Source organism: Roseomonas alba (assembly GCF_019430885.1).
Taxonomy (GTDB): domain Bacteria; phylum Pseudomonadota; class Alphaproteobacteria; order Acetobacterales; family Acetobacteraceae; genus Neoroseomonas; species Neoroseomonas alba.
In genome coordinates this window covers 578306-600930 of the sequence record NZ_JAHYBZ010000004.1, presented here as the reverse complement: position 1 = coordinate 600930, position 22625 = coordinate 578306, and the positions used below count along the sequence as shown (strand labels likewise).

General features: G+C 68.6%; 16 protein-coding genes and 2 pseudogenes. 6 read left to right on the top strand and 12 right to left on the bottom strand.

What is annotated here, in order from left to right:
- Positions 1-6: 6 nt before the first annotated feature.
- The 9 genes and pseudogenes from KPL78_RS14540 to KPL78_RS14495 all read right to left on the bottom strand — a co-directional run bounded on the left by KPL78_RS14540 (position 7) and on the right by KPL78_RS14495 (position 10549).
- On the bottom strand, positions 7-1524 hold the full coding sequence (locus KPL78_RS14540; protein ID WP_219763669.1) for an ABC transporter substrate-binding protein: 1518 nt from the start codon (positions 1522-1524) through the stop codon (positions 7-9).
- Positions 1521-2864, bottom strand: a complete 1344-nt coding sequence (locus tag KPL78_RS14535) for an LLM class flavin-dependent oxidoreductase (RefSeq protein ID WP_219763668.1) — start codon at positions 2862-2864, stop codon at positions 1521-1523. Before KPL78_RS14535 ends, KPL78_RS14540 begins: the two co-directional genes overlap by 4 nt.
- Positions 2865-3062: 198 nt before the next feature.
- On the bottom strand, positions 3063-3857 hold the full coding sequence (locus tag KPL78_RS14530; RefSeq protein ID WP_219763667.1) for a creatininase family protein: 795 nt from the start codon (positions 3855-3857) through the stop codon (positions 3063-3065).
- A gap of 771 nt (positions 3858-4628) precedes the next feature.
- Positions 4629-5822: pseudogene (locus KPL78_RS30215) on the bottom strand (transposase).
- 125 nt (positions 5823-5947) lie between these two features.
- A complete protein-coding gene (locus tag KPL78_RS14515) occupies positions 5948-6883 on the bottom strand; it encodes a branched-chain amino acid ABC transporter permease (protein ID WP_219763665.1) in 936 nt (311 codons plus the stop codon).
- Positions 6880-7734, bottom strand: coding sequence for a branched-chain amino acid ABC transporter permease (locus KPL78_RS14510; RefSeq protein WP_219763664.1), 855 nt, complete (start codon positions 7732-7734; stop codon positions 6880-6882). Before KPL78_RS14510 ends, KPL78_RS14515 begins: the two co-directional genes overlap by 4 nt.
- Positions 7735-8379, bottom strand: a pseudogene (locus KPL78_RS14505) (ABC transporter ATP-binding protein); the annotation flags it as partial. It abuts the gene before it with no gap.
- 94 nt (positions 8380-8473) lie between these two features.
- On the bottom strand, positions 8474-9220 hold the full coding sequence (locus KPL78_RS14500; protein ID WP_255568985.1) for an ABC transporter ATP-binding protein: 747 nt from the start codon (positions 9218-9220) through the stop codon (positions 8474-8476).
- 33 nt (positions 9221-9253) lie between these two features.
- Positions 9254-10549 carry an ABC transporter substrate-binding protein gene (locus KPL78_RS14495; protein ID WP_219763662.1) on the bottom strand — a complete coding sequence of 432 codons (1296 nt, stop codon included), beginning with the start codon at positions 10547-10549 and terminating at the stop codon, positions 9254-9256.
- Positions 10550-10877: 328 nt separating this feature from the next.
- On the opposite strand from KPL78_RS14495, the gene KPL78_RS14490 reads away from it, so the two are divergent.
- On the top strand, positions 10878-12515 hold the full coding sequence (locus KPL78_RS14490; RefSeq protein WP_219763661.1) for a flavin-containing monooxygenase: 1638 nt from the start codon (positions 10878-10880) through the stop codon (positions 12513-12515).
- 196 nt (positions 12516-12711) lie between these two features.
- On the opposite strand, the gene speB is transcribed toward KPL78_RS14490, so the two are convergent.
- A complete protein-coding gene (speB, locus tag KPL78_RS14485; protein ID WP_369412757.1) occupies positions 12712-13593 on the bottom strand; it encodes an agmatinase in 882 nt (293 codons plus the stop codon).
- 180 nt (positions 13594-13773) lie between these two features.
- Between speB and KPL78_RS14480 the strand changes: the two genes are divergently transcribed.
- The 4 genes from KPL78_RS14480 to KPL78_RS14465 all read left to right on the top strand — a co-directional run bounded on the left by KPL78_RS14480 (position 13774) and on the right by KPL78_RS14465 (position 17811).
- A complete protein-coding gene (locus KPL78_RS14480) occupies positions 13774-13968 on the top strand; it encodes a hypothetical protein (protein ID WP_219763659.1) in 195 nt (64 codons plus the stop codon).
- Complete coding sequence (locus tag KPL78_RS14475) at positions 13965-15350, top strand: amidase (RefSeq protein ID WP_219763658.1); 1386 nt, start codon at positions 13965-13967, stop codon at positions 15348-15350. The genes KPL78_RS14480 and KPL78_RS14475 overlap by 4 nt, the downstream gene beginning before the upstream one ends.
- 11 nt (positions 15351-15361) lie before the next feature.
- Complete coding sequence (locus KPL78_RS14470) at positions 15362-16345, top strand: zinc-dependent alcohol dehydrogenase family protein (RefSeq protein WP_219763657.1); 984 nt, start codon at positions 15362-15364, stop codon at positions 16343-16345.
- Between the two features lie 80 nt (positions 16346-16425).
- Positions 16426-17811, top strand: a complete 1386-nt coding sequence (locus KPL78_RS14465; protein WP_219763656.1) for a GDSL-type esterase/lipase family protein — start codon at positions 16426-16428, stop codon at positions 17809-17811.
- A gap of 9 nt (positions 17812-17820) precedes the next feature.
- Here the strand turns inward: KPL78_RS14465 and KPL78_RS14460 are convergent, their stop codons facing one another.
- Both KPL78_RS14460 and KPL78_RS14455 read right to left on the bottom strand, forming a co-directional pair.
- Positions 17821-18612, bottom strand: a complete 792-nt coding sequence (locus KPL78_RS14460; protein ID WP_219763655.1) for an RMD1 family protein — start codon at positions 18610-18612, stop codon at positions 17821-17823.
- A 1-nt stretch (position 18613) separates the two neighbouring features.
- Positions 18614-19999 (bottom strand): aspartate aminotransferase family protein, encoded by a 1386-nt coding sequence (locus KPL78_RS14455; RefSeq protein ID WP_219763654.1) that lies wholly within the window; start codon positions 19997-19999, stop codon positions 18614-18616.
- Positions 20000-20157: 158 nt separating this feature from the next.
- Between KPL78_RS14455 and KPL78_RS14450 the strand changes: the two genes are divergently transcribed.
- Complete coding sequence (locus tag KPL78_RS14450; RefSeq protein WP_219763653.1) at positions 20158-22542, top strand: recombinase; 2385 nt, start codon at positions 20158-20160, stop codon at positions 22540-22542.
- Positions 22543-22625 lie beyond the last annotated feature (83 nt).

The following is a 22625-nucleotide window of genomic DNA, read 5'->3' as shown; positions in this document are numbered from 1 at the left end:
GCTGGATCAGCCGACCGCGATGGTCCCCATCTGGATCGGTGAGTAGGTGGTGAGGAAGTAGGGCATGCGCTTGAAGCCCGTGACGTTGTTGCGCATCGCATAGCCTTCGTGCCGCCAGCCGAGGCCGATCATCGCCGCTTCCTCGCCATTGGCCTTCTGGAGGTCCGCGTAGATGACGCGCCGCTTCGCAGGGTCGAGCTCGGCGCGGCCGTTCTGCAGCAGCGTCTCGACACGCTCGCTGCGGAAGCCGAAGGAACGAAGATAGCTTGGCGGGCCGATCAACATCGACGCAATGGCGTCCGGGTCGTTGTAGAATCCTGTCGCACCATAAAGGCCAAGCTCATACTGGCCGCGGTTGCCGCCCGTCGTGTAGCGCGCATAGTCGGCCAGGACGAGATTCATCTCGATGCCGATGTCGGCGAGGTTCTCGCGCACGACCTGCCCGGCACGTTGGAAGGCGCTGACCGAGCTGTAGCAGGGCACGTTCACCGAGAAGCCGTTGGGGAAGCCCGCTTCCGCCATCAGCCGCTTCGCGCGCGGGACGTCGCGCTTGAAGGGTTCGCCCGCCATCTCAAGCGAGAAGGCGGGGCCTTCGGGGATCGGCAACCCATGCAGCGGCGCGCCATGTCCGTAGAAGGCCGCGGCGACGAAGGCATCCCGGTCCACCGCAAGGCCGACGGCCTGGCGCAGCTTCGCATCGGTGAAGCGGCCGCGGGTGAAGTTGAACAGGAAGTAGTAGTAACCGCCGATGCCGGTCTCGACCCGCACATTGGGGTTCTGGCGCATCGGCGTGATCGACTGCCAGGGCACGGCTTCCATCAGGTCCGCATCGCCATTTTCTACCGCCGCGGCGCGCAGGCTCTCATCCCCGTAGTAGGTCGAGCGGACGGTCTCGATCTTCGGCTGGCCCTCGCGATAGTAGCGCGGGAAGCGCCGGAATACGAAGCCCTCGCCGCGGACGCGGCTGACCATGGTGAAGGGACCGCAGCCGATCGGCTCCTCCGGCGGGGCATCGGCGGACTTCGCCGAGATCATCGGCGCGAAGGGGGAGGCGAGCAGGTTGAGCAGCGTCGCCGAGGGGCGCTTCAGCGACAGCCGGATGCGCTTCGGCGCAAGAACCTCGACGCGCTCCACGCTCTCGAAGCTGTCCTTGAGGAAGGCGGTCGAGCCTTCCTTGACGATCTCGTTCAGTGAATAGGCGATGTCGTTCGCGGTCACGGGATCGCCGTTGTGGAAGAAGGCGTCGCGCAGCTCGAATACGTATTCCGTCGGGCTCGGCTGGGTCCAGGTCGCGAGCTCCGGCTGCAGCTCCCCGCCCGGATCGTAGGAGGTGAGGCCGCGATGGATCATCAGCTTGATGCCGTTGCCCGTGTTGCCCGAGGAGGCGTAGGGCCGGAGCGTCGCCGGGAAAGTCGACAGCGCGACACGCAGCGTGTCCGACGCCGCGCGTGCGGCGGTGATGGGCAGGCCCGCGGCGAGCGCCGCGAAGACGCCCATGCCGAGAAGATCGCGTCGCCCGGTCATGCCACTTCTCCTTCGATGTGCTGCGTGGATCGCTCGCCCGGCGCGATCACCACCCCGAGATGCTCGCGCAGCGTGTTGCCGTCGTATTCGGTCCGGAATAGGCCACGGCGCTGCAGTTCCGGCACGACCATGTCCACCACGTCCTCGAGCCCGCCGGGCAGGTGCGGCGGCAGGATGTTGAAGCCGTCCGCGCCGCCCTGGGTGAACCATTCCTCCATCTCGTCCACGACCTGTTCGGGCGTGCCGACGATGGAATGATGGCCGCGACTGACCGCGATGCGCTCGTAGAGTTGGCGGATCGAGAGGTTCTCACGCTCGGCGATGCCGTAGAGGATCTCGCTGCGCACCTGGGGCGGCGCGTCGAGGCGCGGCACGGGACCATCGATGTCGTAGCCCGAGAAGTCGCCGATCATGTTGTAGAGCATCATCAGCCCGACCTTCGGATCGAGCAGGTCCTGCAGCACGCGGAACTTGCGCTGCGCCTCCGCTTCGGTGGGGGCGACGATGATCGAGAAGCCCGGCATGATCGCGAGCTGCTCCGGGCGCCTGCCGTATTTCGGCATGCGGTCCTTCACCGAGCGGTAGAAGGCCTGCGCTTCCGCGAGGGTCTGCGACGCCGCGTAGATGACATCGGCGTGCGCGGCCGCAATATCCCGCCCACGGTCGGTCGCGCCCGCCTGGATGATGACGGGACGTCCCTGCGGGCTGCGCGGCACGTTCAGCGGGCCGCGCACCTTGAAGTGCCTGCCGCGATGATCGAGCACATGCATCTTCGCGGGGTCGAAGAAGGTGCCGGACGCCTTGTCCATCGGGAAGGCGTCATCGTCCCAGCTTTCCCACAGGCCCTTCACCACCTCGACGAATTCGGCGGCGCGGTCGTAGCGGCCGAGCTTCTCGGGTGGTTCGTCGAGCCCGAAGTTCAGTGCCTCCGCCTCCGACCAGGAGGTGACGAGGTTCCAGCCCGCGCGGCCCTTCGAGATGTGGTCGAGCGAGGCGAACTTGCGGGCGATGTGATAGGGCTCGTTGTAAGTGGTCGAGGCGGTGGCGACGAGGCCGATGCGGCTCGTCACCATCGACAGTGCGCCGAGCAGCGTCATCGGCTCGAAATTCACGATGTCATGCGCGATCATGTGGCGCGCGGCGTGTTCCTTCGCGCGCACGCCGACGCCGTCAGCGAGGAAGGCCATGTCGAACTTGCCGCGTTCGGCGATCTGCGCGACGCGGACGTAGTTGTCGAGATCGATTTCCGCGCGCGACGGAGCCTCCGGATGGCGCCACGCCGCGATGTGATACGGGTTGCGCATCGATACGCCGAGATGGATCTGCCTGGGTGAGGTCATGGCCTTGGGTTCCCAATACTGCATGAACGCACGCTCCCGCCGGCGACCAGCGCCGACGAGGATAAGCAAGCGATGTGCCATCTCGCGTCGCCATGAAGGCCGCTCGCAGGCCGCCTCAGTGCGGACACGATGCCGCACGCCGCAAGCCTCCCGCTGCCATTATCCTGCGCTGCGGAGGGCCCCCGGCGCGCCCTGGCATCACGCCTTCGGCGCGAGGAGGTCGGCGGTCTTCATGTGCTCGACGAGCTTCGACGCCTGATCGACGATGTAGTCGGCGAAGATCTTCCCCGCCGCCCCGTTCGAGATCGAGGTATCGCCATTCACCGTGCCGTCGGTGTGGTCGGTGATGTGCATCGGCACATAGACTTCCAGTTCACCCATGCGCACCGAGTTCAGCCCCTGGGTCGGCAGGCCCATCAGGATCTTGCCGTTGTGCACGGGGTCCGCGAGATCGGGGCGGCGCAGTTCCGGATAGAGGTGGGCGTAGACGGATCCGATCGGGTCGACACCGTGCCCGACCGAGGCCTTCCAGTTGGCGCCATGCGCCTGCTCGCGCACGTGGGCAGGCACCATCGGCCAGATGTCGATGAAGGGGACGATCACACCGCGTTCGCGGCGGATGTCGCGCACCAGGCGATCGAGCAGCGCGTGGTTGCCGGTGTGGCCGTTGAACACCAGCAAGCGGTTGACGCCGTGGTCGAGGAAGGCGCCGATCATGTCGCGCACCACACCGGTGAAGCTCTCAGGCGAGACCTGGATGCCGCCGGGCACGGCGCGAAAGGAATCGGACCAGCCGAAGGGAAAGGTGGGGGCGACTAGCGCGCCTGTGCGCTCGGCAACCTGCGCAGCGAGGTCGCGCGCCAGCATGAAGTCGCCCATCGGGTTGCAGGGGCCCTGCACCTCCTGGCTGCCGAGCGGCAGCAGGATCACCGGGTCCTCCGCCATGCGTTCCGCGAACTCGACCGAGGTCATCTGCTCGATCAGGTACTTCATCTCGTTTCTCCATGAGGGGTAGTTGCTTGTGCGCCGTGATCTTGCATGCACACCCAGCCGCGGGGCCGAGCCCGGTCCGGTGGACGGCGACGCAATGCCATGAAGCCGCATCGCTTGGGCGCCGATCTGGAGCCTGGCTCCCTATGCGGCCTGTCATCGCGACGTTCGGCGAAACGGCGGCCGCGGGTAACCTGCGTGTCCCGCGGGCACGGCGCCGCGACGATGCCTAGAATCACTGCGGACGACACTGCGTTCCCGATCTGGGTCTCGAAGCGGGATACGAATGGGGTCTCGCGCCCCAACATCGCGTCGCGTGCACCGATGCCAGGCTGCGCCGGGTTAATCGGGAACGGCGACGCCGCGTCTCGAAGCATCGCGTGTCCGTGGCGAGCCGGTTCGGCGACCGGACCACGATCCCATGTCCGATCGGCATTCGGACCGTCGGCTTCCGGTACGGTGAGGATCGTCGGGGAGGATCGACCGACCATCAATAATGACGGCGCATCCCCGGCATCGTGGAGAGCAACCGACCTGTCTCGCCCGTATTCAGCCACGCGCTGTCATCCCGTCATGGGTGCGCGGCGATCCGTCCCTTGGGGCAGTATATGGGCGAGGAGTCGGGGGGCAAGGCGCTATCGGCGATCGCGGTCGCTGAGAGACTCAAGATCGTACGCAATCCATACACCGACCGATCAGACGGCGACGCGCTCCCGCAGTACCGTTTGTCGCTGTCTGGAGCGATCACCGACCTTCCGGCAGCGCCGCGAGCCCTCAGCGCCTTCTCAAAGTCTGTGCGCGAGGGCGTCGCCCCGCACCGGGCCATGACGCAAACCTGCTCGTTGTCCCGCTTGCCGTCACGCCAGCCACCCACGCGTTGAAGCGTTGCTCGAACCCGGCGATGTTCAACCCGATGCATCGCCTTCGGCATACGGTGGCACGTGCCGTCAGGGGATGGGGAGCCTGCCCCCGGCTGCGTTTTGCTACGCCGCAATTCGCGCTTCGTGCGGCGCTTCCGTCCGCGGCCTCTTCGATGGTCAGAATGATGTCGACCGCGGCGGCGGCATGACCGATCTGGGACGGGTCACTGACGCCGACGACCGGCGCAGCCATCACGGCCTTGCTCAGCAGCCAGTCCAGCGACACCTGCATCGACTTGACCCCGCGCGCCGCCGCAATGTCCAGCATCCGCCCAGCGAACTCCGGCCCGTTGTCCATCTTCAGCGTCTTCGGACGGCCCCGCTCGCGCGACAGGCGGTCGAGGTCCTGCACCACGTCGAAGGCTCGGAAACTGCCTCTCGGCACAATCGAGAGCGCCTCTCGCGTGTGGGCATCGAGCACGGCCAGGATGCGGATCGGCCGACCGTCGAACCACTGGTTGGCGACGAAGTCCATCGCCCAGATCCCGTTCGGCGCCGTCGCGCCGGGCCGTCCGAGGCGGTACCGCCAAGCCCGCCTGCGCCGCGGCACCTTGGCCCGGATCGTCAGGCTTTCCTCGCTGTAGAGGCGATACACGCGCTTCGCGTTCACCTGGCCATCCCTCCCTGCGCAGTAGCACATGCAGCCGTCGGTAGCCGTAGCGCACCCGGCTCGCCGCCATGGCCCGCAGCCATACGCGCAGTTCGGTCTGCGGATCCCGCCGCTCGCCCACCGCGTGGACGCCCTGTAGGTGGCGCACCACGTCGCGGCGTACAGCGGGCCTCGCCATCTTCACCGGAACACGTCCTGTAACATCGTCCTGTCGAGCGTCAGATCCGCCATCAGCCGCTTGAGCTTGGCGTTCTCTTCCTCGAGCTGCTTTAGCCGCCGGTTCTCCGCCACGCCCATCCCGGCGAACTGCTTCTTCCACCTGCAGAAGGTCGGCTCGGGGTGTCCGAGCTAGCGGCAGATCTCCTCAGCCGCCGTCCCGCTCTCCGCCTGTCGCAGCGCAAAACCAATCTGCTCCTCCGAATGCCGCTTCGTCTTCATGGCACTCTGCCTCCTTGGTCAGAGTGCCCGAGAAAGTTACCCTCCCGATGGATCAGTTTCCGGATTCAGGACCACATCATTTGCAGCCCGCCACGGGACACCGCGGCGGGCTTTGCGCTTGTGGCCTATCTTCGGCGATCAAACCAGCCAACGATCCCACGGGGAAGGAACTGAATAAATAGCACCAGCAGGATGCCGTAGATCAGCGGCGCCGCACCGATGAAAGCTGTGCCGAATGCGACCCTCAGGACTTCCTCGAGAGCTGTCGTAAATGCAGCACCGACGGTCGGTCCCAGCATCGAGTACATCCCGCCGGCGAGCGCACCGAAGACAATCTGCAAGGACACGCCGATGCCGGCCAGGGTTTCGGGATTCAGATAGAGGCGATACTGCGCTCCGAGCGCCCCGCCGAGGGCCGCCAGGCCGGCAGAGAGCAGCGTGATCGCCATCTTCTCCCGCGTCACGCGAATCCCGATGGCGGCCGCTGCGTCCTCGTCCTCTCCGATCGCGGACAGCGCCCGGGCCGACATGCTGCGGTCGATACGCCACCAGGCGAAGATCCCGATACCCCAGGCGATCAGTGCGATCCACCAGAAGCCCTGCTTGCCGAACTGCATCGCCGCCACGGCATGATCGGGCGCGAGCCGCGGCGTCATGCCGAGCGACCCGCCCGTATAGTCGCGCAACGCGACGATCAGGATGCGCACGATCTCGCCGGCCGCGAGTGTCACCAGCGCGAAATAGTGTCCGACGACGCGCAGTCGGAAACAGGGATAGGCCAGCAGGGCGGCCGCGGCGACCGCCAGAGACACCCCCGCCGGCAGCCCGATCCAGGGCGAAAGGCCGACATCGTTCCACAGCAGCGCCATGGTGTAGGCGGCGATGCCGATGAAGGCACCGTGCCCGAAGGACACCAGTCCGAACCGCCCCATCAGCGCCCAGCCCGTGCAGCTTAACGCTATCAGCATCGTCGCGATGCCGAGGTGCATGAAGTAGTCCGGCAGCCCCAGCAGGGGCAGAACCGCCAGGATGGCGAAGACCACGACAGCGACACGGATCATCGCGCGAAGAGCCCCCGTGGCCGGGCGAACATCACCACGATGAAGCAGGCGAAGGCGACCACGTAGCTCATCTCGGTGTTCCACCAGAAGCCGCCGGTCGACACGATCACGCCCATCAGAAACGCCGCGAGGAAGCCGCCCAGCATGTTACCCAGGCCGCCCATCACGCAGATCATGAAGGTGATGGGCCCGAAGGACAGGCCGATATAGGGGTGCACGTCGAGCTGCACGACGAGCAGGCAGGCCGCGAGACCCGCCAGCCCGCCGCCGATGGCCGAGGCCACCATGTAGATGCGCTTCGGATCAACACCCATCAGCGGCATCACCTCGCGGTCGCGCGCGATGGCGCGGATCGCCGTGCCGACATAAGTGAACTTCAGGAAGGTCCACAGCGCACCGGCGCCGAGCAGCGCGGCGACGAAGGCCACGAGCTTAGTGCCCGAGATGAAGATGTCCTCCACCTCGATCGGCGGCATCTCGACGCCGAGGGAGCGGAAATCCGTCCCGAAGGCCAGCATCGCTGATCCCTGCAGGACGAAGATCACGCCGCCGGTGGCGAGCACCTGCGTGATCGGCGGACTGTTCAGCAGGGGCCGCACGACGACCTGGTGCAGCAGCAGGCCCAGCAGGCCGACGACCGGCAGGCAGACGAGGAACGCCAGCGCCAGCGGAAAGCCCGCCTGCGTGTAGAGGAACCACACGCAGTACATGCCGACCATCACCAGCTCCGCATAGCAGAGCCAAACCACGTCCACGACGCCGAACACCAGGTTCAGCCCCAGCACCGGCAGGGCGAAGACGCCGCCGAGCAGGATACCGTTGACGATGGCCTCGAGCAGGAACGGGTCCATTCAGTGCCCTCCCAGGAAGGCGCTGCGGATCGCCGGATCCGCGGCCAGCGCCGCCGATGAGCCTTCCGCGACCACATGCCCGGCATCGAGCACATAGGCGCGGTCCACCACGCGCAGCACCTGCGCGACATTCTGTTCAACGATCAGCACCGTCAGGCCCTCGCCCCGGATTCGCTGCACCAGCTCGAAGACCTGCGCGACCACCAGCGGCGCGAGGCCCGCGGAGGGTTCGTCCAGCAGCAGGATGCGTGGCGAGCACATCAGCGCGCGGCCGATCGCGCACATCTGCTGCTCGCCGCCGCTCATCGTGCCCGCCAACTGATGGCGGCGTTCCCTGAGGCGCGGGAACATGTCGTAGACATAGGCGCAGCGCTCGGCGAAGCGCTTCCGCGCGGCGGGGATATATGCGCCGACCTTGAGGTTCTCCTCGACCGTCAGGTGCGGGAAGAGCCTGCGGTTCTCCGGCACATGCGCGATGCCGACGGCCGGCAGCACATGGGCCGGCGTGGCGGCAATATCGGTCTCGCCGAAACGGGCCATGCCGGCCTTCGGCCGCAGCATGCCGGAGATCACGCGCAGCAGCGTCGTCTTGCCCGCACCGTTCGGTCCGACGACGCCCACGGCCTCGCCGGGCGAGACCGTCAGCCCCACATCGAACAGAGCCTGGAAGTCGCCGTAGCCCGCACGAATGCCCTCGAGGCGCAGAACGGCCCCTTCCATCAGCCTTCGTCTCCCTTGCTCATGCCGCCCGCGTCTCGGGCGGGCCGAGATAGACCTCGGCGACCTTCTCGTCCTGCTGCGCCTCGCGCGGCGTGCCCTCGAAGATGACGGCGCCGTGGTCGAGCACCACGACGCGATCCACGACTGAGAGCAGAACACCCATGATGTGCTCGACCCAGACGATGGTGATGCCACGCTCGTCGCGGATGCGCTTCAGCATGTCGGCGGCCTGACGCATCTCCGTGGCATCCAGCCCGCCGAGGGATTCGTCGGCGAGCAGCAGCTTCGGCCGCGTCGCCAATGCGCGCGCGAGCTCCAGCTTCTTCAGCCCGGCCGCGCCGAGCCCGCCGACCATTGCATCAGCTTCGGGCGGCAATTGTGCCAGCGTCAGTGCGTCGCGCGCGATCGCCTCGGCTTCATCATGCGAGAGATGGCCGCCATTGCCGTAATGCGCGGCGAGCACCGCGTTCTCCAACAGCGACAGTCCGCGGAAGGGACGCGGGATCTGGAAGGTCCTTCCGATCCCTTTGCGGCAGGCCGTATCCGCGGTCTGGCCGGCGATCTCCTCGCCGGCCAGTTTAACGCTGCCCGCCGTCGGCTTCAGCATGCCAGCGATGCAGTTGAAGGTCGTGCTCTTGCCCGACCCGTTCGGCCCCAGCAGCCCGAGGATCTCTCCTTCGGTCACGCTGAAGCTGACCTCGTTGACGGCGACGAAGCCTCCGAAGGCCTTCGTCAGCCGTGTCACTTCCAGCATGGTCACACCCATGCTGGCCGTCCCATGTGCTGCACCGTTTGTCGCTCAGCGAAGCGCGAAGGCGTTGTCGGCGGGCAGTGGCATGACGGGCGGCCCGCCGGCGATGGCGGTGGGCCACACCACCTTGGCGCGCGCATCCTCGAACTGCATCACCACCGCGAGGCTGCGCGCATTCTGCCCGGCAAGTTCGTGGTCGGGCGGGTTGAACTTCACGCCGTAACCCTGGATCGTGCCGCCGACCGGGATGTCGACCGACAGCGCTGCGCGCCGGATGGCGTCGATGGAGCCGCCGCCTTCCAGCACGGCTGGTTTCAGCACGTGCTCCAGGAAGATCCAGCTATTGTTGAAGCCCATCGAGGCATGAGTCGGCGCGTCCGTGGCCTGGGTGCGCGCACGATACCGCGCCAACAGGATCTGCTGCAGCTCCCGCGCCTGGGACGACAGCTTCGCCGGGTCCAGCATCTGCGTGCCGGCCGGGTCGACGTTGCAGAAGTGGTTGATGTCCTTGCCGAAGGTCTCGGCCAGGCGGTCGATCTGGGAATACCCCGCGCCATGGCCGATGACCATGCGCGTGCGCAGGCCACCAGCCTTGGCCTGGCGCAGGAACAGCGTGATGTCCGGATTGTAGCCGACCTGGAGGATGGCATCCGGCCGCGCGCGACGCAGCTTGGTGACCAGGGTCGAGAGATCCGGCGCCGTCGCCGAGTAGCCTTCCTTCAGCGCGATCGGCATGCCGATCTTGTTCGCGTTCTCCTCCAGCGCGGTCGCCACGCCGACGCCATAGGGGCCGTCCTCATGGATGATGCCGATCTTGAAGGCGTTGGGCGCGATGTTCGTAGTGCGCTGGCAGTGCTCGGCGAGGAAGGCGATGCTGCCTTCGCCGTACTGGTCCGAATGCACGGTCGGGCGGAATACGTTGGTGAAGTGCTTGCCCTTCAGCACCGCCGTCGCGATGGCGCTGTTGATCCAGAGGATCTTGCCCGCGGCCTGCATGCGCTGGGCGAGCGGCACCGCATGGGCGGAGCTGTAGACGCCCATCACGACGTCGACATTCTCCTGCCCGATCAGCCGTTCGGCTTCGTTGATCGCGACTTCGGCGCGGCTCTGGCTGTCGGCCGCGACGGGCTGGATCATGCGTCCGCCGGCGCCTCCGCGCTCGTTGAACAGCTCGATCGCGATTTCGGCGCCGACTGAGAGCGGCACCGACCCTGCCCCCGCGAACGGCCCCGACAGATCGTGCAGCAGGCCGATGCGGATCGGCGCGCCGCCTCCCTGTGCATGGGCACGCGTTGCAGCAAGCGCAGCCGCACCTGCCAGGACCGAGCGACGATGGATCACCATGGCGCTTTCCCTCCGCTTTCCATCCCTTGCCGACCGGCCAGGAAAGAAGGGTCGCGCCCGAATGCGATGGGGCCACGCCTCCTCCCTGCCATTTTCAAGGACGACCGGTGCCTGAATTTCGGCCCCTGTGGTCCCCGGCGGTCGAGCTTTGACGATAGCCTCATGGGCGCAGGGGGCGTGCGTCAAGACATTGTTGCTGTCCCGATCGCGAAGGGAGCCGGGGCGGCGGCATGCCACGCAGGGGCTACAGGCTCGCGCGAGGCGGACGTAAGATCGCGCCGACGGACCAGCCAGTCGGAACCGCGGCGGCCGAGTTCAGGAGGAAGTCATGGCCATCATCGAAACCCCGGTCCGGGATGCGACTGCCGAGGCGGTCCTGTTCGACGCCATCGTCGTCGGCGCGGGCATGTCGGGTCTCTATCAACTCATCCGCCTGCGCGAACTGGGGCTCAGGGCTCTGGTGCTGGAGGCCGGCACGGGCGTCGGCGGCACTTGGTACTGGAACCGCTACCCCGGCTGCCGCTTCGATTCCGAGAGCTATTCCTACGGCTATTCCTTCGACCGGGAGCTGCTCGCGGAATGGCACTGGTCCGAGCACTTCGCCCCGCAGCCGGAGACCGAACGTTACCTGAACCGTGTTGCCGACAAATACGATCTGCGCCGCAGCATACGCTTCCGGTCCCGCGTCACGGCCGCCGCCTGGGACGAAGCCGGCCTGAGCTGGACCGTCACGACCGAGGACGGCGGCGCATTCCGCAGCCGCTTCCTGATCACCGCCATCGGCGCGCTGTCATCGCCGACCATGCCGAACTTCCCGGGCATGGACAGCTTCCGGGGACAGGCCTTCCACACCGGCCTCTGGCCGAAGGAGCCCGTGGACTTCGCCGGCAAGCGCGTCGCCGTGATCGGCACCGGCGCTTCGGGCGTGCAGACCATCCAGGAAGTCGCCAAGACCGCCGCGCAGCTCACCGTCTTCCAGCGCACGCCCAACTGGTGCGCGCCGCTGCACAACGCGACGATCGGCGCCGAGGAGATGGCAGCGATCCGCGCCCGCTACGACGAGATTTTCGCGCGTTGCGAGGAGACCTTCTCCTGCTTCCTCCACACCCCCGACTCGCGCAACACCTTTGACGTGACGGAGGAGGAGCGGAATGCCTTCCTCGAAAAGCTGTACGCCGAGCGTGGCTTCGGCATCTGGGTCGGCAACTTCAAGGACATGCTGACGAACCGGGAGGCGAACCGCGTCATCTCGGACTTCGTCGCGAACAAGATCCGTCAGCGGGTGAAGGACCAGAGGGTCGCGGAGCTGCTCATCCCGAAGAACCACGGCTTCGGTACCCGCCGCGTGCCGCTCGAGACCCGCTACTATGAGGTCTACAATCAGCCCAACGTCACGCTCGTGGACAGCCGCGCGACGCCGATCACGCGCATCACGCCGACCGGCATCGAGACGAGCGACGCGACCTACGATGTCGACATCATCGTCTACGCGACCGGCTTCGACGCGCTGCGCGGCGCCTTCGACCGCATCGATTTCCGTGGCCGCGACGGCGTCACGCTGAAGCAGGTCTGGGACCACGGCGCGACATCGCTGGTCGGCATGCTGGAGCACGGCTTCCCCAACATGTTCATGCTGCTCGGCCCGCATACGGCGCTGGGCAACATCCCGCGCTCGATCGAGTTCAACGTGGAATGGGTCTCCGCCCTGTTGGGCCATATGCAGGCAAACGGCCTGACGCGGGCGGAGGCGCAGCCCGCGGCCATCGCCGCCTGGATGGATCATGTCAACGAGGTGGCGAAGGGTCTGCTCTCGATGGAGGTGGATTCCTGGATGACAGGCGTCAACATCAATGTCGCCGGCAAGCAAGTTCGCCACGTCGCGCGCTACACGGGTAGCGCGCCGGCCTATCGCGCCTGGGCGAACGGGATCGCCGAGCGTGGGTATGATGGTATCGCATTGACGTGACGTGCATTGGAGAGGGGCGCCGTCCCTCACCAAGCCTCGCCCCGCCAGGCGTACGTGCAACTGGACCGCCGCAAGTGTGATGGCGCGGCATGCGCATGGGCAAGGTGGTCGTGCCCGATGCGCCCGGCACCAATCGAGATTTCCAGAGACCCTTCAGCCTGCGGTGGCGCGAAGTCGGGAGCGGGGCAGAGCCCGTTCACCGCGCGCCCATCAGGCAGAGATACTCCCACCCGATCGTCGCCGCGGCCAGCGCAGTGATTTCCGCGACGTCGTAGGCCGGCGCTACCTCCACGACATCCGCCCCGCGGAAGTCGAGCGTGCCCAGCCGCCGCAGGATTCCCTGCGCCTGCCAGCTCGCCAGCCCGCCGATCTCGGGCGTGCCCGTGCCAGGGGCGAAGGCTGGGTCCAGGCAGTCGATGTCGAAGGAAAGGTAGGCGGGGCCGCTCCCCAGCACCTCGCGCACCTGTTCGGCGATCGCGGCTGGCGTGCTTTCATGCACCTCCTGTGCCGAAAGGATCGTCACGCCCTGGCCCCGGGTCCAGTCATACATCTCGGGCCAGGCAGGGGCGCGGATGCCGATCTGGATCATGCGCTTCGGCGTGATCAGCCCCTCGGTGATCGCGTGCCAGAAGACCGAGCCATGGGCGAAGCGCTGGCCGAAATTGTCCTCGGACGTGTCCAGATGCGCGTCGAAATGCACCAGGCCGACGGGCTCGCCGATTCGCTTCACCAGGGCGCGCAGCAGGGCCAGCGTCACGCCATGCTCGCCGCCGAAGGCGAGCAGGTGGTTCAGGCCGAAAGCCTGCTCCTCGATCCGGGCCAGGCTTGCCGGAATATCGCCCAGCGCGATCTCGAACTCGCCGAGGTCGGACAGGTCGAGCGCGGTCGGATCGACCCCCGTCACCGGATGGCGGCCATCCGTCAGCATGCGCGCGGCGACCCGGATGGCCCGCGGCCCGTCCCGGCTGCCGGCCCGGTTGGTCGTGCCGATGTCGAGCGGCACCCCGGCGACGCAGAAGGCCGCGCCCCGGTCATGCGGGCGAGCACCGAGGAAGGCGTGCGGAGCGGCGAAGGTCACGGGTGTCGTCATGGCGCCAAGGTAAAGCGCGGGCGCGTGGCCCCTGTCCAGGCATGCGCGGTCGTACTGTGCACGCGCCGTGGGCAGCGGGCACAACGGGTGCCGGAAAGGCCCCGCCGCTGGGATTGACCTTCGCGCCCAGGGGCGCAGCATCCGGGCCCTGCCGAAGGAGACGCCGCGATGCCCGACCCCATGGACAAACCCCAGTTCGACGCGCTGATCGCGCGCCACGGCATCCCGCTGACCGAGGCGGAGAAGGAGGGCATCCGTGCCGTCACCGTCTACACCATGACCATGGCCGAGCGCGTCCGCACCCCGCGCGATGTCAGCGTCGAAATGGCCGTCACCTTCGCGCCCAAGGCGGCCACGCCATGATCCCGACCATCGCCGAGGCGGCGGCGCTGATCGCCGCGAAGAAGCTCTCCCCGGTCGAGCTGATGAAGGATCGCCTGGCCAAGGCCGAGGCGCTGAACCCGCAGATCCACGCCTTCATCCGCTTCACGCCGGAACTGGCGCTGGAACAGGCGAAGGCCGCCGAGGCTCGGCAGATGGCCGGCACGCTGAAAGGGCCGCTCGACGGCATCCCGATCGGCCACAAGGACATCTACGAGACCGCCGGCATCCCGACGACGGCGCATTCCCGCGTGCTGATCGACCATGTGCCGCTGAAGGACGCCGCCGCGGTGCGCGCCTGGGCCGAGGCCGGGACCGTCACGCTCGGTAAGCTCGCGACGCACGAATTCGCCTGGGGCGGGCCATCCTTCGACCTGCCCTGGCCCCCGGCGCACAACCCCTGGGACACGAAGCGCTTCACCGCCGGCTCCTCCTCCGGCACGGGGGCCGCGGTGGCGGCGGGTGTGATCCTGGGCGGGACGGGGTCCGATACCGGCGGGTCAATCCGCGGGCCGGCGGCGCTGTGCGGCACGGCGGGGATCAAGCCGACCTATGGGCTGTGCTCGCGCGTCGGCGTGTTGCCGCTGTCGCAGAGCCTCGACACGGTCGGCCCGCTCGCCTGGACGGTCGAGGATTGCGCGCTGCTGCTCCATCCGCTGACGGGGCATGACCCGGCCGATCCGTCCTCGGCGAACCGGCCGAAGCCCGACCTGCTGTCGGGGCTGAAGGATGGCGTTAAGGGCCTGCGCATCGGCGTCATCCGGCATTTCCACGAGACCGACGCACCGGTGAGCCCCGGCGTCGCCGCCGGCATCGCGGATGTGGCGAAGACGCTGGAAGGGCTCGGCGCGACCGTCACGGAAGTCACGCTGCCGCCGATCCAGGACTTCAACGCCGTGGGCTGGATCATCCTCGCCGCTGACGCCTTCGCGGTGCACGAGTCCTGGCTGCGCACGAAGTATCGCGACTATGGCGAATTCCTGCGCGAGCGCCTGGTGCTCGCCAGCACGCTGACGGCGTCCGACTACCTGCAGGCGCAGCGGCGGCGGCGGGAGCTCTGCGACATCGTCGCCAAGGCCATGGAGGATTGCGACCTGCTGCTGACCGCCGCCGCGCTGTCCGAGGCGCCGCTGATCACCGTGCCGGGCAAATGGACCTCCTTCGAGGCACCGAACTTCACCAATCCCTTCAACATCACCGGCCAGCCGGCCCTGACCGTCTGCGCCGGCTTCGGCGAGCACGGCCTGCCGGTCGGTGCGCAACTCATCGGCCGTCCGTTCGAGGACGCGACCGTGCTGCGCGCCGGCCATGCCTATGAGCAGGCGACGGGTTGGCGGTCCCGCCGGCCCGCCATCGCCGCGTAGGGCGCCGCGCGATGCGCGCGATGGTGCTCGACACGGCGCGGCATTCCGTGCGGCTCGAAAGCCGCGCGGAGCCGACGCCCGGGCCGGGCCAGGTGCTGATCCGTGTCGCCGCCTGCGCCGTCTGCCGCACCGACCTGCATGTGGTCGATGGCGACCTGCCATCGCCCAAGCCGGGGGTGATCCCCGGGCATGAGATCGTCGGCCGCATCGTCGCGCGCGGGGAGGGCGCGACGCGCTACCCCGTCGGCGCGCGGGTCGGCGTGCCCTGGCTCGGCTTCGCCTGTGGGGAATGCCGTTTCTGCCGCCGCGGGCAGGAGAATCTCTGCGATGCCGCGCGTTACACCGGCTACCAGATCGATGGCGGCTATGCCGAATTCACCGTCGCCGATGAACGCTTCTGCTTCGCCATCCCCGACACCTATTCCGATGTCGAGGCCGCGCCGCTCCTCTGCGCCGGGCTGATCGGCCACCGCGCCCTCCGCATGGCGGGGGAGGGGAAGCGGCTCGGCCTCTACGGCTTCGGCGCGGCGGCGCATCTCGTCGCGCAGGTCGCGATCTGGGAAGGGCGCGAGGTCTATGCCTTCACCCGCCGGGATGATGCGGCCTCACAGGATTTTGCACGCGGTCTGGGCTGCGTCTGGGCCGGGGCCTCGGACGCGCCGGCGCCGGTGGCGCTCGATGCCGCGATCCTCTTCGCGCCGGTGGGCGCGCTGGTGCCCGCGGCGCTGCGGGCCGTGGACAAGGGCGGCATCGTCGTCTGCGCCGGCATTCACATGTCCGACATCCCGTCCTTCCCCTACGGCATCCTGTGGGAGGAGCGTATCATCCGCTCTGTCGCCAATCTGACGCGCCGCGATGGCGAGGAATTCCTTGCCCTGGCGCCGCGCGTGCCGGTGCGGACGAGCGTCGAATCGCTGCCGCTCGACCAGGCGCCCACGGCGCTGGACAGGTTGCGACGGGGCCAGGTGGAAGGGGCGCTCGTCCTTGTCCCCTGATGCCGGCTTGCGCCTGGGGCGCGCTGGGGTTCAGGCTTCCTCCCTCGGCGACGCAGAGCGCCGCAACGGAGGAAACGACCATGACAGAAGTCGGCCGGCGCTCGCTGCTGCGTGCGCCTCTCGCCCTTGGACTTCTCTCCTCGCCTGCTCTCGCGCAGGGGCGGCCGCGGCCGCCCATGCCCTTCGACGGCCCCTGGGTCGGCAGCTGGACTGCCTCGGCGCACGGGCCTTACCCGTCCGGCAATCCCTCCGCCCAGCCGGATCAGAGCTTCGCCTTCCCGAACCCGGCTGAAGGCGCCCGCGACCAGACGCTGCGCCTGATGGTGCGGCCGGATTTCTGGGGGGCGGCGGCGCGGCTGCGCTTCTCCAATGCCTTCGGCACACGCCCGGTGACGATCGACGGCGTCCATGTCGGGCTGCAGACCATGGGCGGCAACGTTATGCGCGGGTCCAACCGGCCCGTCACCTTCAGTGGCGGTGGAGCCATCACCGTCGCGCCGGGCACGACCGCCTGGAGCGACCCTGTGATGCTGCCCTTCGCGATGCGCCCGGGGGACCCGCGCCATGAGGGGCGCCGCTTGGCCGTCAGCCTGCATCTGCCCGGCCCGACCGGTCCGATGACCTGGCATGCCAAGGCACTGACGACGAGCTATGTCACGCCACCCGGCGCCGGCGCGAGGGGGGGCGAGGAGACCGATGCCGCCTTCCCCTTCACCACGGCATCCTGGTTCTTCCTCGACATGGTGGAGATGCGGGGCAGCCCGGGCACGCCGGTCGTGGTCTGCCTCGGCGATTCCATCACCGACGGCACCAATTCGACGATGAATGGCGACGACCGCTGGCCGGACGGGCTGTCGCGCCGGCTGCACGCGCGCTTCGGCCAGCGCGTCTCGGTGGTGAATGCCGGCATTGGCGGCAATCGCGTCGTCGGGCCCGCCGAGTACACGCCCCAGAACCCGATCCCGGGCGGACCTTCCGCCCTGTCGCGACTGGAACGCGATGTGTTGCAGGTCTCGGGCGTCCGCACGGTGATCTGGATGGAGGGCATCAACGACCTGGGCAGTGCCGATGCGACGGCTGACCAGGTGATCGCCGGCCTGACCGAGGGCGTGCGTCGGATGCGCGAGAAAAGCCTCCGCGTCGTGGGCGCGACCCTGACGACGGCGCTCGGCTACAATGGCGGCCACGGCACGCCCGAAGTGGATGCCCGCCGGCGCGCCGTGAACGACTGGATCCGCCGCCCCGGCAGCTTCGACGCCGTCGCGGATTTCGACGCGGTGACCATCGACCGCGCGACCGGTCGGCTGAAGCCGGAATTCATCCCCAACAGCACGGTGGGCGGGGCAGGGGACATGCTCCACCCGAACCGCGCTGGGCTGATGGCCATGGCGGCCTCCGTTCCCATCGACGCGCTGGGCATCGAGGCACCGATGCCGTCGCCACCCCCGCGCCCGCGGCGCGGGTGATGCCCCGGCTCAGTGCAGGAACAGCGGCCTGACGAGGTATTCCCAAAGGGTGAAGACGACCTCGATCCCCACCAGCACGACCACCGCGATTTCCAGACCCAGCGCACGGCGCCCGTGGATCAGCGACAGCACGCCCTCGGTGGTGTCGCCGATCAGCGACAGCTTGCGGTCGAGCGCCGCGCTGCGCTCCTTCAACTCGTACTCGTCCGCCAGGCGGGCATGGAGGCGCTCCAGCTCCGGGTGATCCCAGAGCAGTTCCGGCTTGTCCTCGGCCTCGACGCGCGCGGTGGTACGGCTGCGGGCGGCCAGCGCATGGCCGATCTGCCGGTGCAGCGCGCGCGACGAGGCGGCGAGCCGCCCCTCGGTGCGCAGCGTGGTGACGATGGGCTCGAGCCGGTCCAGCGCCTGGGCCAACAGCACCTCCTGATGGGCGAGGGCGGCGCTCTTCGCCAGCGCATCCGCCACCACGGCAAGGCGCGCCGCGCCGAGATCCCGCAGGCGGATCACGCCATCGGGGTCGATGCCGTCCTGCTCGGCGCCAGGCAGGATGCTCGCCACCTCCTCGATCGGCTTGGCGAGCGCATTCGTCACGCGCGGCCGCAGCATCTCGATGATCGAGCGTTCCTGCTCGGTGCTGGCGCCGACCAGCACCACGGCGCCCCAGCGGAAGGCGAAGGCGGTCAGCCCGTCCGGCGTCGCGAGGGGCACCGGATCGACCACCGGCGCCCCGTCGCGCGGCAGGCCGCGATGATCCAGCCTTTCCCCGAGCAGCAGGGCCCGGACCGTCAGTGCGGCGGGCATGTCAGCCGATCTCGCCCTCTGCGCGCAGGTCGCGCAGCGCGGCGCGGAAGGCGGCGACGGTGGCATCGCGTTCCGCCGGCCCATGCATCGCCGAGACCGGCCCGCCCGGCCAGGGCGAGAAATCCACCCCATGGGTGCGCATCGCCAGCAGCAGCTTCGTCACCACCTGCGTCCCGCGCGGCACCTTGAGGTCCGCATAGCCGAGTGCCAGCGGATCGAAGGACGACGGCGTGATCGGCAGCTTCTTCCAGTTGGTGAAGATGTGGATGCCGGTGTTGCTGCCATAGACCGCCCAGGGGACCGACAGCTCCTCCAGCACGCCGTTCATCGCGCTGCGCAGCTCGGCGGCATAGGCATGGGCGCGCGCGATGGCATCGGTGTCGCGCAGGATCTCCAGCGTCGCGATGCCCGCCGCGGCCGAGAGCGGATTGGCGTTGTAGGTACCCTGGTGCGGGATCTTCTCGACGCCGCGCGCGGCCGCGCGTTCCGGGTCGAGCAGTTCCAGCAGGTCGCGCCGCCCGACCACCGCCCCGCCGGGCAGGCCACCGGCGAGGATCTTCGCGAGCGTGGTCAGGTCCGGGCGGATGCCCAGCACCTCCTGCGCGCCGCCGCGGGCGACGCGGAAGCCGGTAACCACCTCGTCGAAGACCAGGACGACGCCGTGCTTCGCCGTCTCCTCGCGCAGAAGATGCACGAAACTGTCACGTAGCGGCACCTGGCCGTAGCTGGACCCCGTCGGCTCCAGGATCGCCACGGCGATCTCGTCGCCATGCGCGGCCATCAGCGCGCGCAGGCCGGCCTCGTCATTCGGGTCGACGAGCAGGACGTTCTCGGTCAGCGCCTCCAGCACGCCGGGTGTTGGCGTGCCGTCGAAATGGCCGGTGACGCCGAAGGCCATGTGGTCGTGCCAGCCGTGGAAATGGCCGCGCAGACGCAGCAGCTTGGTGCGGCCCGTCGCGGCGCGGGCGACGCGCAGCGCCATCAGCGTCGCCTCGGTGCCCGAATTGGTGAAGCGCAGCATTTCCGCGCTCGGCACCATGGACTTCACGAGTTCCGCCCACCGGGTCTCCAGCGTGTGGTTCGCGCCGTAATGCGTGCCCTTGGCGAGCTGCTCCGCGACCGCCGCCGTCACCGCCGGATGTGCATGCCCGAGGATCAGCGCGCCATGGCCGCCCGCGTAGTCGACATACTCGTTGCCATCCACATCCCATTTGCGGGGCCCGGCCGCGCGGGCAATCGCCAGCGGATGGGGGCGCACATAGCGCGCATCATGCGTCACCCCGCCGGGGAAATGGGTGCGCGCCTCCTCATAGGCCGCCGCGCTGCCCGGCGTATGGGCGATGAAGGCCGAGACGATCGGCGAATTGGTCTGGGTCACGGCATTCATGGCAGTCCTGCGCGCATCAGGGTGGGCCGCCAGACTGAGCGCCGGGCCGCCCCATGTCCATGCCCGCACGAACGCGAGATATGGTGGGAAACCGAGTCGCGACCCGCTATATTGTGACGGCTGCCGGACCATCCCCCCGAACGGCGGCCGAGGAGACGATGGACGGCTTCACCCCCGCACCACCTCTCGATGCCGTGCCCCCCGGTGCGGCCTTTAGCGAGGCCCCGCAGCCCGCCCGTGCCTTCGACCCGGGCATGGGTCTCGCGGTAGCGCGGCGCACCGTGCTGCGCCCCTCCGACCATGAGGATTTCGAGCGCGTTGCCGATCGTGTCGCGGTCGGGAACATGGCTCTGCTCGGACGCATCCTGACGCGCGCCGAGCATTGCGAGCGCGCGCGGCTGCGCAACGCGATCGCGTCCGGCGCGCTGATCACCTCCGGCCGACATCTCCAGCACGGTGATGCTGACCAGCCCCGGCGCAACATGGAGGTCTTCACCAACTGCGCCACCGCCGGCGCCTCCTTCACCAAATTCTACCTGCTGCTGAACGGGGCGGGGGTGGGGCGGGCCTATGACGACGATCTTTGCCCCGTGGATTGGGGCGAGGCGCCCGAGCTGCTACTCTATCTCGCCCCCACCCATCCCGACTGGCCGCGCGACCGTGCTGCGCTGCATCGCTTCGGCGTGGAGTTCGGGCTGCTGCGCTGGGGCATGGGCCTCGACGCCTTCAACGGCACCGAGGAGGCCGATGTGCGCGCCTTCCTCGCGCGCGAACTGGTGCATGACCTGTCGCGCGTGCCGCAGGACGCCGTGCGCCACGCCATCGCCGATACGCGCGAAGGCTGGGCGCGCGCTGTCGAGACGCTGGAGGCCATGGCCTTCCGGCGTGAGCGCAAGCGCGTGCTGCTGCTGGACCTGTCGGGCATCCGCCCGCTCGGTGCGCCGATCCGCGGCATGCAGGGGCGGCCGGCCTCGGGGCCGCTGTCGCTGCTGCGCGCCTTCATCGGCCTGCGGCGGGAAGTGATCGAGGCCGCGCGCGATCGCGACCGTGCCGGCGACGCGCTGCGCCCCTGGGAGCAGGCGTTGCGGGTGGATCATATCCTCTCGACGGAGGTGCAGGTCGGCGGTGCCCGCCGTGCCGCGCGCATGGCGACGAAATCCTGGCGCGATTCCGGCGCGCTGCGCTTCGTGCGGCTGAAGGCGGAAGGCGGTCTGTGGACCGCGAACCACTCGCTGATGGTCGATGCGGAATTCTGGGCGCGACTGGATCGCGACGATGACGAGCCACTCACCCGTCACGCCAAGGCGCTGTTCCAGGCGGCGACGGCCTGCGCCTATATCAATGGCGAGCCGGGCTTCATCAACGGCGATCGGCTCGAGGACGTGCGGACGGGCTTCGCGCGGCAGAAGCCCGCGACCGCCGAGGCCGGGTCCGCCCGCTACGCCATCGGCGCCGGCGCGGCGCTGCTGGAGGAGGTCGCGCACCGCGCAGCGACCACCATCTTCCCCGTCACCACCAATCCCTGCGGGGAGGTCGTCCTGCATGTGACAGGCGGCTATTGCGTGATCTCCGATTTCGCGCCGCTGCTCGCCTGTCCGGTGCCGCTGCACAGCCTCACCCCCGGCGCCGTGCCGGAGCATGTCGCGCAGGAGTGGGATGCGCGGATGGAGGATGCTGTGCGTCTCGGCGTGCGCTTCCTGATCCGGGTGAATCGGATGGATGCGCTCTATGCGGCGGAGGTGGCGCGCACCGATCGCATCGGTATCGGGCCGACCGGGCTGCACGAATGGGCCTGGGCACGCTTCGGCCTGGGCTTCCGCGACCTGATCGACGAGGCGCGCGCCCAGCCCTTCTGGCAGGCGCTGGCCCGGCTGTCCGCGATCGCCAAGGAGGAAGCGACGGCCTATGCGCAGTCCCTGGGCATGGTGCCGCCGGCCACGGTGACGACGATCAAGCCGGCGGGCACGACCAGCAAGCTGTTCGGCCTGACCGAGGGCGCGCATCTGCCGCCGCGCCGGCAATATCTGCGCTGGGTCCAGTTCCGCGGCGGGCCGGATGGCGATCCGCTGGTCGCCGACTACGCCGCGCGGGGCTATCCGACACGCGACCTGGAGACCTTCCCCGGCGTGACCATCGTCGGCTTCCCGACCCTGCCGCTGATCCAGCGCCTCGGCATCGGCGACCGTCTGGTGACGGCACCGGAAGCGACGCCGGAGGAGCAATACCACTGGCTGATGCTGCTGGAACGCCACTGGATCGGGGCGGAGCGCGGCAACCAGGTCTCCTACACGCTGAAAATCGCGACGGATCGCGTGGGGCTGGAGGCGTTCCGCGACCTGCTGCGGGCGCATCAGCCGCATCTGCGCTGCTGCGCCGTGCTGCCGTCGCGGCCCGATCGCGACCTCGGCTACGAATACCTGCCCGAACAGGAAGTGCCGGAGGATTGCTTCCGCTCCATCGTCGCCGGCATTCGCGATCCCGGCGTCGCCGAGGCAGTCGATCTCGCCCGGCTGCAATGCGAGGCCGGGGTTTGCCCGATCTAGCAGGCTGCGGAGAAACTCGCGGCTGTGGATGGGCGAGCGAATTTTCGGGCAGGACAGGATGTGCTGAAGCCTCGATGTTGCTG